Origin of the sequence: Oryzomicrobium terrae, assembly GCF_008274805.1 — a bacterium.
Classification (GTDB): Bacteria; Pseudomonadota; Gammaproteobacteria; order Burkholderiales; family Rhodocyclaceae; genus Oryzomicrobium; species Oryzomicrobium terrae.
Genome location: NZ_CP022579.1, coordinates 1121261 through 1134961 on the forward strand (window position 1 = coordinate 1121261; position 13701 = coordinate 1134961).

The following is a 13701-nucleotide window of genomic DNA, read 5'->3' on the forward strand; positions in this document are numbered from 1 at the left end:
GGCCCGGCGTTCGCAGCAGAAGCCGGCGAAATCCGATAAGGGGAAGACAATGCAAGTCCGGGAAATTCTGCGTATCAAGGGATCGGTGCTGTTCACCGCCATGCCCCAGCAGACCCTCGATGGCGCGGTGGAAGTGATGGCGGACCACGACGTGGGCTCCCTGGTGGTGATGGGCGGCGGCAAGATGGTGGGCATGCTCACCTTCCGCGAAGTGCTCAAGGCCGTGGCCAGCCGTGCCACCAACTACTGTGGCGGTGCCCTCGACCAGGTCAAGGTCGAAGAGGTGATGATCCGCAACCCGGCCTTCGCCACCCCGGACATGGACGTCAACGACCTGCGCCGCCTGATGATCGACCAGCACCAGCGCTACCTGCCGGTGATGGACGGCGAACTGCTGATGGGCGTGGTGTCCTTCCTCGACGTGGCCAAGTCGGTGCTCGAAGAGCAGAGCTTCGAGAACAAGATGCTCAAGAGCTACATCAAGAACTGGCCCGAGGGCGAAAGCGGCCCAGCGGCCTGAGGACGGCGCTGCCAGGCTCCACGACAAGACGGTCACCCACGGGTGGCCGTTTTTCATTGGTACGTCGCCTCCCCTTCGGGCAGGGTGATCATGGTGTTTTGCGGGGGTGTTCCCGTTCGGCAAAAAATCGGTAGAATCGATGACATCAAACGATCGTTTGAATTAACCGCCCCGGAACCGACATGCCCGGCCGAGGGCTGCAGCCGTCGCTTCGAACGGTCCACCAAAAACCAAGGCATCCCATTGGAGGAGAACACATGGAACACCTGGATCAGGCCGACCGGCCATGGCTGAAGAGCTATCCGCCGGGAGTCCCGGCTGAGATCGACGTCAATGAATTCGCCTCCCTGGGCGAACTGTTTGAAAAGAGTTGCGCCAAGTACGCCGACCGGGTGGCCTACCTGAACATGGGCGTGGGCATTACTTACCGGGAACTGGAACAACGCTCCCGGGACTTTGCTGCCTATCTTCAGGACGTCATCAAACTGCCCAAGGGCGCCCGGGTGGCGCTGATGATGCCCAACGTGCTGCAGTACCCGGTGTGCATGTTCGGCATCCTGCGCGCCGGCTATGCCGTGGTGAACTGCAACCCCCTGTACACCCACCGCGAACTGGAGCACCAGCTGGCCGATTCCGGCGCCGAGGCCATCGTCGTGGTGGACAATTTCGCCCACACCCTGCAAGAGGCCCTGCCCAATACGCCGGCCCTGAAGCACGTGCTGATCACCGGCCTGGGCGACTTCTTTCCGGCGGTCAAGCGCACCCTGGTGAACTTCGTCGTGCGCCGCGTCAAGAAGATGGTGCCTGCTTGGTCGATCCCCCGCGCCGTGCCGCTCAACCGGGCCATGGCCCAGGGCGCGGCGGCCCGCTTCACTCCGGTTCAGGTGGTCCACGACGACATCGCCTACCTGCAATACACCGGCGGCACCACCGGGGTGGCCAAGGGTGCCATGCTCACCCACCGCAACATCATCGCCAACGTGCAGCAGGCCCACGCCTGGATCGAGCCCTTCCTCCAGGGCGAACACCAGCTGGTGATCACCGCCCTGCCGCTCTACCACATCTTCGCCCTGACAGCGAATTGCCTGACCTTCATCAAGGAGGGGGCGACCAACGTGCTCATCACCAACCCGCGGGATATCCCCGGCTTCGTCAAGGAACTGGGCAAGTACCCGTTCACCGTCATCACCGGGGTGAACACCCTGTTCAACGCCCTGCTCAACAACCCGGACTTCGCGGCGCTCGACTTCAGCCACCTGCGTGCCACCCTGGGTGGCGGCATGGCGGTGCAGAAAGCGGTGGCGGAGAAGTGGAAGAAGGTCACCGGCCGCGCTCTGGTGGAGGCCTACGGCCTCACCGAAACCTCGCCGGCGGCGACCATCAACCCCCTCGACATGACCGAGTTCAACGGCGCCATCGGCCTGCCCATCTCCAGCACCGAGGCCTCTATCCGCGACGACAACGGCAACCCCCTGCCCATCGGCCAGCCGGGCGAGCTGTGCATCCGCGGGCCCCAGGTGATGAAGGGCTACTGGCAGCGCCCCGACGAGACCGCCGGGGTGTTCTGGGCCGACGGCTTCCTGCGCACCGGCGATGTGGGGGTGATGGACGAGCAGGGCTTCGTGCGCATCGTGGATCGCAAGAAGGACATGATCCTGGTGTCCGGCTTCAACGTGTATCCCAACGAGGTCGAGGCGGTGGTGGCGATGCATCCCGGGGTGATGGAAGTGGCCGCCGTGGGCGTGCCCGACGAGCGTTCCGGCGAGGCGGTGAAGATCTACGTGGTGAAAAAGGACCCGGCCCTCACCGCCGAGGCCCTGATCGCCCACTGTCGCGACAACATGACCGCCTACAAGGTGCCGCACCTGGTGGAGTTCCGTGACGAACTGCCCAAGACCAACGTGGGCAAGATCCTGCGCCGCGCCTTGAAGGACGAGGCCAGGCAGGAGGCCGAGGCGCGCAAGGTGGCCTGAAGCGGCGCCGGTCTGGTTCTTCCGCTGCCCGTACTGTCGGCGTTTGTCGGACGGTGCGCGTGGCGCGAGTGGCGATTGGTCGCCCACCCAACGAAAAAGCGCCCCATGGGGCGCTTTTTCGTTGGGGCCGGACCCGGCTACGGCCAGGGCGACGGAGAGCGTCGGCGTCTTACAGCACCATGGCCGCGATCCAGCCGGCGGCCAGCACCGGCAGGTTGTAGTGCATAAAGGTGGGCACCACCGTGTCCCACATGTGGTCGTGCTGGCCGTCCACGTTGAGGCCGGCGGTGGGGCCCAGGGTCGAGTCCGAGGCCGGGCTGCCCGCGTCCCCCAGAGCGCCGGCGGTGCCCACCAGGCAGACCACGGCGGCCGGGGAAAAGCCCAGTTGCAGGGCGAAGGGCACGTACAGGGTGGCGATGATCGGCACGGTAGAGAACGACGAGCCGATGCCCAGGGTGACGATCAGCCCCACCACCAGCATCAGCAGGGCGCCGACGGCCTTGCTGCCGGCCACCAGTTGCACCGAGTTCTCCACCAGGGACGCCACGTGGCCGGTGGCCTTCATCACCTCGGCGAAGCCGGCGGCGGCGATCATGATCAGGCCGATGGTGGCCATCATGCGCATGCCGTCGGCGAATACCGTGTCGGCGCGCTTGAGCGGCACGGCCCCGCCGGCCACGCACAGGGCAAAGCCGGCCAGGGCGCCGAGCAGCATGGAATCGGCCCACAGCTGCACGGCAAAGGTGACGGCCACCGCCAGCCCGGCCACCGTCAGGGAGCGGGGCGTGTAGGGCGTGGATTCCCGCTCCACTGCATCGATAGCCGCCAGGTCGTAGCGACGCGGCCGGCGATAACTGACGAACACCGCCAGCAGCAGGCCGGCGAGCATGCCCAGGGCGGGAATGGTCATGATGCCGCTCACGTCCAGGCGGGCGATGACGTCGGCGCTCAGACCAGCCTTCTCCACGTTGCCGAGCAGGATCTGCTTGAGAAAGATTTCGCCGAAGCCCACTGGAAACCACATGTACGGGGTGATCAGGCCGAAGGTGAGCAGGCAGGCCACCAGGCGCCGGTCCACCTGCAATCCGGCCAGGGTGTGCAGCAGGGGCGGCACCACCAGGGGGATGAAGGCGATGTGGATGGGCAGCAGGTTCTGGGAGGAGATCGCCAACAGCAGCAGGGAGGCGAGGATGGCCCACTTGATCCGTCCGGCGTTGCGCCCCGGTGCGGCGGCCAGCCGTCGTTCGAGGACGTCGGCCAGGGCGTGGGGCAAGCCCGATTCGGCCAAGGCCAGGGCGAAGGCGCCGAGCAGGGCGTAGGACAGGGCCACCCCGGCGCCGCCGCCCAGGCCGTTGTTGAAGGCGGCGAGGGTGGCTTTCAGGTCGAGCCCGCCGATCAGACCGCCGGCCACGGCCGAGAGCAACAGGGCGATGACCACATGGACCCGGGCCAGGGAAAGGCCCAGCATCAGGGCGACAGCGATGAGGACGGCGTTCATGGGGAAAGTGTTTTCAAAACAATGGCATGGCCGGTTGGCCAGGAAAGGCGCGCACCTTACCGGATGGGGGCGGGCTTGGCTACCGGCCGCCACCGGCTCCGTGAAAAATTTTCTTGCACCGCCGCAATTTTTGGTCGAAACTTTGCGCTTATCCGCAGTTTTGCGTGGATGGTTATCCTCCGTCCTCGCGGTTTGATTCAGACGTTACCCACGTTGCTCCCAGCCGTCCCATCGGGCGGTTGCTGTAGCGGCTTATTGCCTCCGTCGTTCCCTCGACCTTTTGACTTTTTCGACCGCCAAAATCATGTTCCGCACCCTGGTCGTAGTCCCCGTCGTAGTCGTCGTAGGCGTAGTCGTTACTACGCCGGCGCGGGGTTGCGCGAACTGAACGAAGCGGTCCAAGACCGAACCGAATCCAGAAACCCCCGCCGGCGACACCGGCGGGGGTTTTGCTTTTGGCGGACTCCTTGCCGGTGACGAACCGATAGCCCAGCGACCTGGACGCGGCGATCCGAACCCGAGAATCTCAAGGAGCCTCCATGACCACCCCGACGACCCCTAGCACCGGCAGCGGCAAGACCCTGACCATGACCGGCGCCCAACTGACCGTGCGCCTGCTCGAACGCCAGGGCGTGCGCATCGTTTCCGGCATCCCCGGCGGCGCCATCCTGCCCTTCTATGACGCCCTGTCCCAGTCCAAGGCGATTCGCCACGTACTCGCCCGCCACGAGCAGGGGGCCGGTTTCATCGCCCAGGGCATGGCCCGGGCCACCGGCGTTCCGGCGGTGTGCGTGGCCTCGTCCGGCCCTGGCGCCACCAACTTGCTGACGGCGATTGCCGACGCCAAGCTCGACTCCATTCCCATGGTGGCCATTACCGGCCAAGTGCCCCAGAGCATGATCGGCACCGATGCTTTCCAGGAAGTGGATACCTACGGCCTGACCATCCCCATCACCAAGCACAACCTGATGGTTGGCTCGGCCCACGAACTGCTCGACGCCATTCCCCGCGCCTTCCGCCTGGCTGCTTCGGGCCGTCCCGGCCCGGTGCTGGTGGATATTCCCAAGGATGTCCAGGCCCAGACCATCGAACTGCCCGCCGACGAATCCGCCTGGCCGGCCCCGGGTGTGGCCGATCCCCTGCCGGAAGTGCCGGCAGAACCCCTGGCCACGGCGGCCGAGATGATCAACAGCGCCAAGCGGCCGATCCTCTACCTGGGCGGCGGCGTGGTGCACTCCGGTGCCTCGCTGTTGGCCACGGCCCTGGCCGAAAAGGCCTCCCTGCCCACGGTGATGACCCTGATGGCCCTGGGCGCCATGCCGGTGGATCACCCCCTGTCCCTGTCCATGCTCGGCATGCACGCGGCGCGCTGCACCAACCTGGCCCTGGAAGAGTGCGACCTGCTGATCGCCGTGGGTGCCCGCTTCGACGACCGGGCCACCGGCAAGCTGGCCCAGTTCTGCCCCCAGGCCCAGATCATCCACGTGGACATCGACCCCTCCGAGCTGGACAAGCTCAAGGCCGCCCATGTCGGCCTGCACGGCGACGTGGGCCAGGTGCTGAAGGGCCTGCTGCCCCTGATCAAGCCGGTGATCCGCGAAGAGTGGCTGGGCCGCGTCGCCCAGCTCAAGCGTGATTTCCCCCTGGCCATGCCCAAGGTCGAGGATCCCCGCAGCCACTACGGCCTGGTCAAGGCCGTGGCCGACGCCCTGGACGATTCGGCGGCCATCGCCACCGACGTGGGCCAGCATCAGATGTGGGTGGCCCAGGCCTACCCGCTGCGCCGGCCGCGCCAGTGGCTGACCTCCGGCGGCCTCGGCACCATGGGCTTTGGCGTGCCTGCCGCCCTGGGCGCCGCACTGGCCGAGCCGGAGCGCACCGTGGTGTGCTTCACCGGCGACGGCAGCCTGCTGATGAACATCCAGGAATTCGCCACCCTGGCCGAGGAAGACGCCAACGTGAAGGTGGTGTTGATGAACAACGCCTCCCTGGGCCTGGTGTACCAGCAGCAGACCCTGTTCTACGGCGAGCGCACCTTCGCCTCCAAGTACAAGGGCATCCCCGACTTCATGGCCCTGGCCAAGGCCTTCGGCCTGGATGCGGTGGATCTGGACGAGGCAGCCGACGACGACGGCGCCCGGGCCATGCTCGGCGAGGCCCTCAACCGCCGCGGCCCCTGCCTGATCCACGTCAGCATCGACGTGGCCGAGAAGGTGTTCCCCATGGTGCCCCCGGGCGCCGCCAACAAGGAAATGATCGGCTAAGCCCCGGGAAATGGAGACCAACATGAACGCAAGCACTCAATCCGAACGCCAAGCGCTGGCCTGCACCGTGCTCGAACTCGACGTGAACAACCACGCCGGGGTGATGAGCCACGTCGTCGGCCTGTTCTCCCGCCGCGCCTACAACGTCGAAGGCATCGTCGTGCTGCCCCAGGGCGATGGCGCCACCAGCCGCATCTGGCTGCAGGTGAACGAGGACGCCCGCCTCGACCAGATGGTCAAGCAGGTGGAAAAGCTCGAAGACGTGCTGGCCATCCGCCGCCACGGCGCCCAGCATCCGGTGTTCGAGCGGCTGGCGGAATTCTCCCGCGCCTGAGCGGGCCCGCCTCTGGCGGTTGCCGGCCAAGCCAACGGGCCACCTGCGGGTGGCCCGTTGGCGTGATGGGGAGGCGTTGTGCTTGCTGCCGGCGGCGCTGGCCAAGCCCCGGCCGCGGCCTACCTCCGCCCGGTCTTCCCCGCTGGACGGAACAGTGGTGAGCGTCCATCCTGAGGCCATTGCCACCGCTTTTCTCCGTTTCCCATGCTCAAGCTCAAACGTGCCTACGAACCTGCCGGTCCCGACGACGGATGCCGGGTACTGGTGGACCGCCTCTGGCCCCGGGGGGTGACCAAGGCCCAGGCCCACCTCGATCTTTGGCTCAAGGACGTGGCGCCGAGCACCGGACTGCGCCAGTGGTTCGGCCACGATCCGGCCAAGTGGGACGAATTCCGTCGCCGCTACCTGGCCGAGCTGGCCGAGCCCGGCCCGGCCGCTGCCCTGGCCGAATTGCAGCGCCTTGCCGCCGACGGCCCCCTGACGCTGGTCTACAGCACCCGGGAGGAGGCGCGCAACCACGCGATCGTGCTGCGTGAGGTGCTGCAGAGGCGCCGCGGCCAGGACGGCCGTTAGCGCCTCGCCCAGACGGCGGGGGCGGTGGCCGACGGAGAGGGGGGGGTACGCCGGGGGCGTTGCCCTGGCGCAGATGCCGCAAGCGCAGCGCAGAGTCACCGGGACCGGAACCGCTTCCCGATCCGGTGCGGCAGCCGCCGCTCCGCCAGCGAAACACGGGGCAGCACGCCACAAAAAAGCCACCGGCGGAACGGTGGCTTTTTTGTGGTGCATGGCTAAACCCAAGGAAGCACGGGCATCTTCACGGTGCCACTCTGGAAAGCCGCGTCCCTATTGGCTTTCCAGAGGGTCTGGTTGAAGGTCCGCGCCCCTATTGGGTTTCCGGGCAGCGTCCGATGGACTCAGTCGTTGGCCGCAGCGCCGGCGATAGCCTGGTCCATGGCCTGGCGCAGAACCTCCGGGCTCTGGGCACCGGAGACGCCGAGGCGGCCGCCGAAGATGAAGAACGGCACGCTGGACACGCCCATCTGCTGCACCCGCTCGGCCAGGGCCTGGACCTCTTCTTCCTCGGCGTCGCCGGCGAGAAAGTCCAGGGCGCTCTGGTAGTCCCACCCGGCCGCATCGGCGATGCGCGCCAGCACCTCGTGGTCGCCCAGGTTGCGCGGTTCGACGAAGCTGACCATGAACAGGCCTTCCACCAGATCGCGGGTGGCCTGGGGCAGGGTGCGCTGCACATGGTGGATCAGACGGTGGGCGGCCAGGGTGTTGGCCCGCACTTCGATGCGCTCGAAGGCGAAGGGAATGCCCACCTGGTTGCCTGCCTCCTTGATCCGGGCCCAAGTCTCGGCCAGCTTTTCCGGGCCGCCGAACTTGGCTTCGAGGAAGGGGCGGTAGGGCTCGCCCTGGGGCGGCGTATCCGGGTTGAGGAAGTAAGGCAGCCAGCGGATGGCCACCGGCAGCTCGGGGCGGTCGCGGCGCAGCTCGGCCAGGGCCGCTTCGAGGCGGCGTTTGCCGATGTAGCACCAGGGGCAGACCACGTCGGAGACGATGTCGATGGTAAGCATGGGAGGTCTCGTAATTCGCGAATCGGGCGGGGGGAACCCGGAATGGCCCGCGGGAGGGCCCGGAGTCACGCCGCGGCGGTTGGGTGCGCAATCCTACGCCAGTCGGCGGCCAAACGACAAAGCCCCGCCGAAGCGGGGCCGGGGTGACGCGCGGGCCGGCCTACTGGAGTTGATCCTTGACCTTTTCCAGGGCGGCCTGGGCGCACTGGTCGTCCAAGTGGCCGCCGGGGGCCCCGCCGATGCCGACCGCGCCGATCACCTCGTTACCCACCCTGACCGGCACACCGCCGCCCAGGAGCAGAAAGCCGGGAATGTGCACCAGATTGGCGGCCCCGGGGGACTTCTGGCTGCCTTCCATCATGGCCTGGGTGGCGTTCTTGGCCGATGCCGAGGTGTAGGCTTTTTTCAGGCTCGCTTCCAGAGTGTGGGGGCCGGCGTTGTCGGCACGTTGCACTGCCTTCACCTGGCCGGCCCGGTCCACCACGGTGGCGGCCACGGCATAGCCTTTTTCCTGGCAAGCGGCGACGCTGGCAGCGGCTATCTGGTTGGCCAGCGCCAGGGACATATTCTTCTCGCTGCGCACCTGGGCCTGGGCCGGGGCGGCAAAACAGGCGGCGGTGAGGGCAAGCAACAGGGTGGGGGCGAAGCGCATGGCAGGTCTCCTCGAGTGGGCGGATCGGGGCGCGATTGCTCCGACAAACGCTTATCCAGTCTAGGAAAGCGCGGCCGTCGTCGCCATGGGACGATTGGCCAGGGCAGCCTGGCAGCGGCCGATAGGGGCGCAGGGCGTGTCAAGCATGCCGGCATGGCCCGGCGCGACGCCTCATTGCCCTGTGATACACTCGAAAACCCTTACGGCGCTTGAATTCAACGGGTTTTTTCATGTCCGGCAACACCTTTGGCACCCTCTTTACCGTCACCTCCTTCGGCGAATCCCACGGGCCCGGCATCGGCTGCGTGGTGGACGGCTGTCCCCCGGGCTTGTCCCTGACCGAGGCCGATATCCAGACCGACCTGGACCGGCGCAAGCCCGGCACTTCGCGCCATGTCACCCAGCGCCGCGAGCCGGACGAGGTGGAGATCCTCTCCGGGGTGTTCGAGGGCAAGACTACCGGCACGCCCATCGCCCTGTTGATCCGCAACACCGACCAGCGCAGCAAGGACTACGGCAACATCGCCCAGCAGTTCCGCCCTGGCCACGCCGACTACGCCTACACGCAAAAATACGGCTTCCGCGACTACCGCGGCGGCGGCCGCTCCTCGGCCCGGGAAACCGCGGTGCGCGTGGCGGCCGGGGCGATTGCCCGCAAGTGGCTGTTCGAGCGCTACGGCGTCTCCATCCGCGGCTGGATGCACCAGCTCGGCCCCATCGCCATTCCCTTCGAGTCCGCCGAAGAAATCGGCCAGAACCCGTTCTTCGCTCCCAACGCCGCCATCGTCCCCGAGCTGGAGGCCTACATGGACCAGCTGCGCAAGGACGGCGACTCGGTGGGTGCCGGCATCACCGTCACCGCCACCGGCCTGCCGCCGGGCTGGGGCGAACCGGTGTTCGACCGGCTCGACGCCGACATCGCCTACGCCCTGATGAGCATCAACGCGGTCAAGGGCGTGGAGATCGGCGCCGGCTTCGCCAGCATCGCCCAGCGGGGCACCGAGCACGGCGACGCCATGTCGCCCCAGGGCTTCCTCTCCAACAACGCCGGCGGCGTGCTGGGGGGCATTTCCACCGGTCAGGACATCGTCGCCCGCATCGCCATCAAGCCCACCTCCAGCATCCGCACCCCGCGCCAGTCGGTGGACGTGGCCGGCAACCCGGTGATGGTGGAAACCTTCGGCCGCCACGACCCCTGCGTCGGCATCCGCGCCACCCCCATCGCCGAGGCCATGCTGGCCCTGACCCTGATCGACCATGCCCTGCGCCACCGCGCCCAGTGCGGCGACGTGGTGTGCGCCACGCCGCGCATTCCCGGGGCCGTCTGAGCCCCGTGCGGGGTAACGCTTCGCCTGTAGTGCCTGCCACCGTATCCATCCATGCCAAGGGAGCTAACAAAATGGTGATCGACCCCCACGACCTGCATCATGAATTTCCCGAGTACCGGGACGTCATCCACAGCCTGAAGGTGTCCAACACCCACTTCGCCCGCCTGTTCGGCGAATACCACGTGGTCAACAACGAGGTGGTGAAGGCGGAAGAGGGCAGCACCCTGCTCGGCGATGCCGAGCTGGAAGCCCTGAAGAAGCAGCGCCTCAAGCTCAAGGACGATCTCTACGACATGCTCAAGAGCCACGTGCCGGCCTGATTCCGGACGTGCCGCAACGCGGGGGGCCTGGCCCCCCGCAGTCGTTTGGTCCTCCCGCCCTTTCGCTGCACCATCGCCTTCGCATTCCGCCGCCCGCGCTTTCCGCTTCCGACACCGTTCCATGCCCCTCGCTCCCGGGCTGCCTTACTGGCGCCTTTCCGGCTACTACTTCTTCTACTTCGCCTACGTCGGGGCGTTCTCCCCCTATTTCGGCCTGTACCTGCAGTCCCTCGGCCTGACGGCCTGGGATATCGGCCTGCTGATGACCCAATCCCAGGTGATGCGCCTGTTTGCCCCGGCCCTGTGGGGCTGGTTCGCCGATCGCACCGGCAAGCGCCTGCCGGTGGTGCGCTGGACCTCGGTGGCGGCGGTGCTGGGCTTTTGCGGCTTCTTCTTCGCCGAGCGTTTCGCCACCCTGATGGCGGCCATGATCGGCATGGCCTTCTTCTGGAGCGCGGCCCTGCCCCTGGTGGAATCCCTGACCTTCGACCACCTCAAGAGCGAGGCGGGGCGCTACAGCCGCATCCGCATGTGGGGCTCGGTGGGCTTCATCATCGCCGTCGCCGCCGGTGGAGCGCTGCTTGACCGCCTGCCCATCGCCGCCATCGTGCCGATCGTGGCCACGGTGCTGGCGGGGATCTCGGCCCTGGCCTTTACCTTGCCCGAAACCCGTGGTGGGCTGCACCATGAGGCCGCGCCCGGCGGGCTGCGCCAGATCCTGCGCCAGCCCCGGGTGCTGGCTCTGTTGGCAGCCTGCTTCTGCATGTCGGCCACCCATGGCGCCCTGTATGTCTTCTATTCGATCTACCTGTCCGACTATGGCTACAGCAAGGCCATGGTGGGGGGCATGTGGTGCCTGGGGGTGCTGGCGGAGATCGCCGTGTTCTTCTACATGGCCCGGCTGATGCGCCGTTTTACCCTGCGCCAGATCCTGCTCGCCAGCCTGGCGGCGGCGGTCCTGCGTTTCGTCATGATCGGCTGGGGCATTGGTTCCCTTACCGTGCTGGTGGCGGCCCAGTTGCTCCACGGCATCACCTTCGGTGCCTACCACGCCGCCGCCATCGCCGCGGTCAACCGCTGGTTCCCCGGACGCACTCAGGCGCGGGGGCAGGCGCTTTATTCGAGCCTGTCGTTCGGGGCCGGGGGGCTGGTTGGCGGTATGATTTCCGGATACCTATGGGACGAGATCGGCCCCGCCTGGGTCTACACCCTGAGCGCCGGTTTTGCCGTGATCGGCTGGCTCCTCGCCGCCCGCTGGGTGCGCGAGGAGCCGCCCGAAGTCACGCCGTCCGCCTCTATCAAGGGAGAAACTGCATGAAATCGATGTGGGGCCTAACGGCTCTGGCGGTGCTGATGGCGGCCTGCCAGACCGTGCCGCTGACCGGCCGCAGCCAGCTACTGCTGACCAGCGAATCCGAGGAAACCAAGCTGGGCCTGAGTTCCTATCAGGAAGTGCTGCAGAAGGAAAAAATCTCCACCGATCCGGCAGCCAACGCCCTGGTGCAGAAGGTGGGGCGGCGCATCGCCGAGGCTACCGGCAAGACCTCCTACCAGTGGGAGTTCAAGGTCATCGACAACGACAAGACCCTTAACGCCTTCTGTCTGCCTGGTGGCAAGGTAGCGGTCTATACCGGCATCCTCAAGGTGACCCAGGACGAGGCCGGGCTGGCCACGGTGATCGGCCACGAGGTGGCCCACGCCATCGCCCGCCACGGCGGCGAGCGCATGAGCCAGCAGATGGTGGTGAGCGGCCTGACCGCCGCTGCCGCCCTGTCAACCAGCGACTCCAGCCGGCGCAACCTGTACCTGGGGCTGCTCGGCGCCGGGGCCACGGTGGGGGTGCTGCTGCCCTATTCGCGCCTGCAGGAGTCCGAGGCCGATCGTATGGGCCTGATCTACATGGCCAAGGCCGGCTACGACCCCCGGGCCGCGGTGGCCTTCTGGCAACGCATGAGCGAAGCGGGCAAGGACCAGGCCAAGCCGCCGGAACTGCTGTCCACCCATCCGGCCGACGCGACGCGCATCCGCCAGCTCGAAGCCCTGATCCCCGAAGCCCAGACCTACTACCGGCCGCGTTGAGCGGACCTGCCGCTTCTCACGGACCTGCCCCGACCCATGGAATCCCGTATCCGCTTCGATTGGCGCGACCTGGAGCTGTTCGTCGCCGTGGCCGAGACCGGCAGCATCGCCCGGGCGGCGGAGCGCAGCCATACCGTGGCCTCGGCCGTCAGCAAGCGTCTGGCTGACCTGGAACGGGAGCTGGAAACCCCGTTGCTGGAGCGGCACAGCAAAGGGGTCGGCCTGACAGCTGCCGGTGCAGCCCTGCTCGGCCGTGCCCGCGGCTTGATCGAGCAGGCCCGCCAGGTGGAGCAGGAGGTGCGCGGCTACGGTACCGGCCTGTCGGGCATGGTGCGCCTCTACGCCAATATTTCGGCCATCGTCGAATTCCTTCCGGCGGCCCTGGCCAGTTTCGGCCGGGAGCATCCGGGCATCCGGGTGCACCTGGAAGAGCACGTCAGCGACGCTATCGCCCGGGCGGTGGTGGAGCAGGTGGCCGATCTGGGTATCGTCAGCGACCAGCCCCAGCGCGATGGCCTGGAGCTGGTGCCCTTCCGCACCGACCGGCTGCAACTGCTGGTCACCCCGGACCATCCCCTGGCCGGGCGCGGCAGGGTGCGCTTTGCCGAATCCCTGGATTACCCGCTGGTGGGGCTGCCTGCGACCAGCGCGTTGCATGCCCGATTGCAGCGCGAGGCCGCCGATTCCGGGCGGGAACTGCACCTGCCGATCCGGGTATCGAGCTTCGATGCCGTGTGCGCCATGGTCGCCGCCGGCCTAGGAGTCGGCGTGGTGCCCCAGGCCGCCACCACCCCCTATATCGCGTCTCTGGGGCTGGTGGCCCTGAGCCTGGACGAGGACTGGGCCCTGCGCCAGCTATTTCTCTGCCGACGGGCCGGTGAGCCGTTATCGCCGGCGGCCCAGCGCCTGTTCGCCCACCTCTGCCAGGCGTGATTGCCAAAAAGCGGCGCCCTTTCGGCGCGCGCGAGGGGGTAATTTGCCATCGTTTGTGGCGATGGCAAGTTCGTAATCCATCGCTACCAAAGACGGCTTCGCCCGGGCATTCTAGCCGGACGTGAGGGCATGGCCTTGGTGTAAGATTTTGCCCTCTCCGCTTCCGCCCAGCGCCTCCCTTGGTGCGGCCGGGAGCCTTTCGGAGACGTTTTTTCGAGGAAGC

General features: G+C 67.2%; 13 protein-coding genes. 10 read left to right on the forward strand and 3 right to left on the reverse strand.

The genetic code is table 11. The annotated features are described in order from the left end of the window. Nucleotides 1–49 precede the first annotated feature (49 nt). Together OTERR_RS05160 and fadD are read left to right on the forward strand one after the other, a co-directional pair. The gene (locus tag OTERR_RS05160; RefSeq protein WP_054622341.1) at nt 50–520 is read left to right on the forward strand and encodes a CBS domain-containing protein; all 471 of its coding nucleotides are present in this window, start codon (nt 50–52) and stop codon (nt 518–520) included. 257 nt (nt 521–777) lie between these two features. Further along, nucleotides 778–2493 carry a long-chain-fatty-acid--CoA ligase FadD gene (gene fadD / locus OTERR_RS05165; RefSeq protein ID WP_149425061.1) on the forward strand — a complete coding sequence of 572 codons (1716 nt, stop codon included), beginning with the start codon at nt 778–780 and terminating at the stop codon, nt 2491–2493. Between the two features lie 169 nt (nt 2494–2662). On the opposite strand, the gene OTERR_RS05170 is transcribed toward fadD, so the two are convergent. Continuing rightward, nucleotides 2663–3991: a Na+/H+ antiporter family protein gene (locus tag OTERR_RS05170; protein WP_149425062.1), complete on the reverse strand. Its 1329-nt coding sequence runs from the start codon at nt 3989–3991 to the stop codon at nt 2663–2665. Between the two features lie 539 nt (nt 3992–4530). Between OTERR_RS05170 and ilvB the strand changes: the two genes are divergently transcribed. The 3 genes from ilvB to OTERR_RS05185 all read left to right on the forward strand — a co-directional run bounded on the left by ilvB (nt 4531) and on the right by OTERR_RS05185 (nt 7162). Next, nucleotides 4531–6255: an acetolactate synthase large subunit gene (ilvB, locus tag OTERR_RS05175; RefSeq protein WP_187775311.1), complete on the forward strand. Its 1725-nt coding sequence runs from the start codon at nt 4531–4533 to the stop codon at nt 6253–6255. A gap of 22 nt (nt 6256–6277) precedes the next feature. Next, on the forward strand, nt 6278–6589 hold the full coding sequence (gene ilvN / locus OTERR_RS05180) for an acetolactate synthase small subunit (RefSeq protein ID WP_054622530.1): 312 nt from the start codon (nt 6278–6280) through the stop codon (nt 6587–6589). 204 nt (nt 6590–6793) lie between these two features. Then, nucleotides 6794–7162: a DUF488 domain-containing protein gene (locus OTERR_RS05185; protein ID WP_149425063.1), complete on the forward strand. Its 369-nt coding sequence runs from the start codon at nt 6794–6796 to the stop codon at nt 7160–7162. Nucleotides 7163–7503: 341 nt separating this feature from the next. On the opposite strand, the gene OTERR_RS05190 is transcribed toward OTERR_RS05185, so the two are convergent. Further along, on the reverse strand, nt 7504–8166 hold the full coding sequence (locus tag OTERR_RS05190; protein WP_054622345.1) for a DsbA family oxidoreductase: 663 nt from the start codon (nt 8164–8166) through the stop codon (nt 7504–7506). A gap of 160 nt (nt 8167–8326) precedes the next feature. Continuing rightward, nucleotides 8327–8818, reverse strand: coding sequence for a GlcG/HbpS family heme-binding protein (locus OTERR_RS05195; protein ID WP_149425064.1), 492 nt, complete (start codon nt 8816–8818; stop codon nt 8327–8329). 230 nt (nt 8819–9048) lie between these two features. On the opposite strand from OTERR_RS05195, the gene aroC reads away from it, so the two are divergent. The 5 genes from aroC to OTERR_RS05220 all read left to right on the forward strand — a co-directional run bounded on the left by aroC (nt 9049) and on the right by OTERR_RS05220 (nt 13478). Then, nucleotides 9049–10146 carry a chorismate synthase gene (aroC, locus tag OTERR_RS05200; RefSeq protein WP_054622347.1) on the forward strand — a complete coding sequence of 366 codons (1098 nt, stop codon included), beginning with the start codon at nt 9049–9051 and terminating at the stop codon, nt 10144–10146. Nucleotides 10147–10217: 71 nt separating this feature from the next. Then, nucleotides 10218–10466: an HP1242/YdcH family protein gene (locus OTERR_RS05205; protein ID WP_054622348.1), complete on the forward strand. Its 249-nt coding sequence runs from the start codon at nt 10218–10220 to the stop codon at nt 10464–10466. A gap of 121 nt (nt 10467–10587) precedes the next feature. Beyond that, a complete protein-coding gene (locus tag OTERR_RS05210; protein WP_054622349.1) occupies nt 10588–11784 on the forward strand; it encodes an MFS transporter in 1197 nt (398 codons plus the stop codon). Continuing rightward, on the forward strand, nt 11781–12545 hold the full coding sequence (locus tag OTERR_RS05215; RefSeq protein ID WP_054622350.1) for a M48 family metallopeptidase: 765 nt from the start codon (nt 11781–11783) through the stop codon (nt 12543–12545). The genes OTERR_RS05210 and OTERR_RS05215 overlap by 4 nt, the downstream gene beginning before the upstream one ends. A gap of 36 nt (nt 12546–12581) precedes the next feature. Then, nucleotides 12582–13478: a LysR family transcriptional regulator gene (locus OTERR_RS05220; RefSeq protein WP_223116004.1), complete on the forward strand. Its 897-nt coding sequence runs from the start codon at nt 12582–12584 to the stop codon at nt 13476–13478. Nucleotides 13479–13701 lie beyond the last annotated feature (223 nt).

Coding starts and splice junctions, on each gene's coding strand:
- OTERR_RS05220 (WP_223116004.1), top strand. CDS start 12,582: ATGGAATCCCGTATCCGCTTCGATTGGCGCGACCTGGAGCTGTTCGTC.
- ilvN (WP_054622530.1), top strand. CDS start 6,278: ATGAACGCAAGCACTCAATCCGAACGCCAAGCGCTGGCCTGCACCGTG.
- OTERR_RS05190 (WP_054622345.1), bottom strand. CDS start 8,166: ATGCTTACCATCGACATCGTCTCCGACGTGGTCTGCCCCTGGTGCTAC.
- OTERR_RS05185 (WP_149425063.1), top strand. CDS start 6,794: ATGCTCAAGCTCAAACGTGCCTACGAACCTGCCGGTCCCGACGACGGA.
- aroC (WP_054622347.1), top strand. CDS start 9,049: ATGTCCGGCAACACCTTTGGCACCCTCTTTACCGTCACCTCCTTCGGC.
- OTERR_RS05215 (WP_054622350.1), top strand. CDS start 11,781: ATGAAATCGATGTGGGGCCTAACGGCTCTGGCGGTGCTGATGGCGGCC.
- OTERR_RS05210 (WP_054622349.1), top strand. CDS start 10,588: ATGCCCCTCGCTCCCGGGCTGCCTTACTGGCGCCTTTCCGGCTACTAC.
- OTERR_RS05205 (WP_054622348.1), top strand. CDS start 10,218: ATGGTGATCGACCCCCACGACCTGCATCATGAATTTCCCGAGTACCGG.
- OTERR_RS05195 (WP_149425064.1), bottom strand. CDS start 8,818: ATGCGCTTCGCCCCCACCCTGTTGCTTGCCCTCACCGCCGCCTGTTTT.
- OTERR_RS05170 (WP_149425062.1), bottom strand. CDS start 3,991: ATGAACGCCGTCCTCATCGCTGTCGCCCTGATGCTGGGCCTTTCCCTG.
- OTERR_RS05160 (WP_054622341.1), top strand. CDS start 50: ATGCAAGTCCGGGAAATTCTGCGTATCAAGGGATCGGTGCTGTTCACC.
- ilvB (WP_187775311.1), top strand. CDS start 4,531: ATGACCACCCCGACGACCCCTAGCACCGGCAGCGGCAAGACCCTGACC.
- fadD (WP_149425061.1), top strand. CDS start 778: ATGGAACACCTGGATCAGGCCGACCGGCCATGGCTGAAGAGCTATCCG.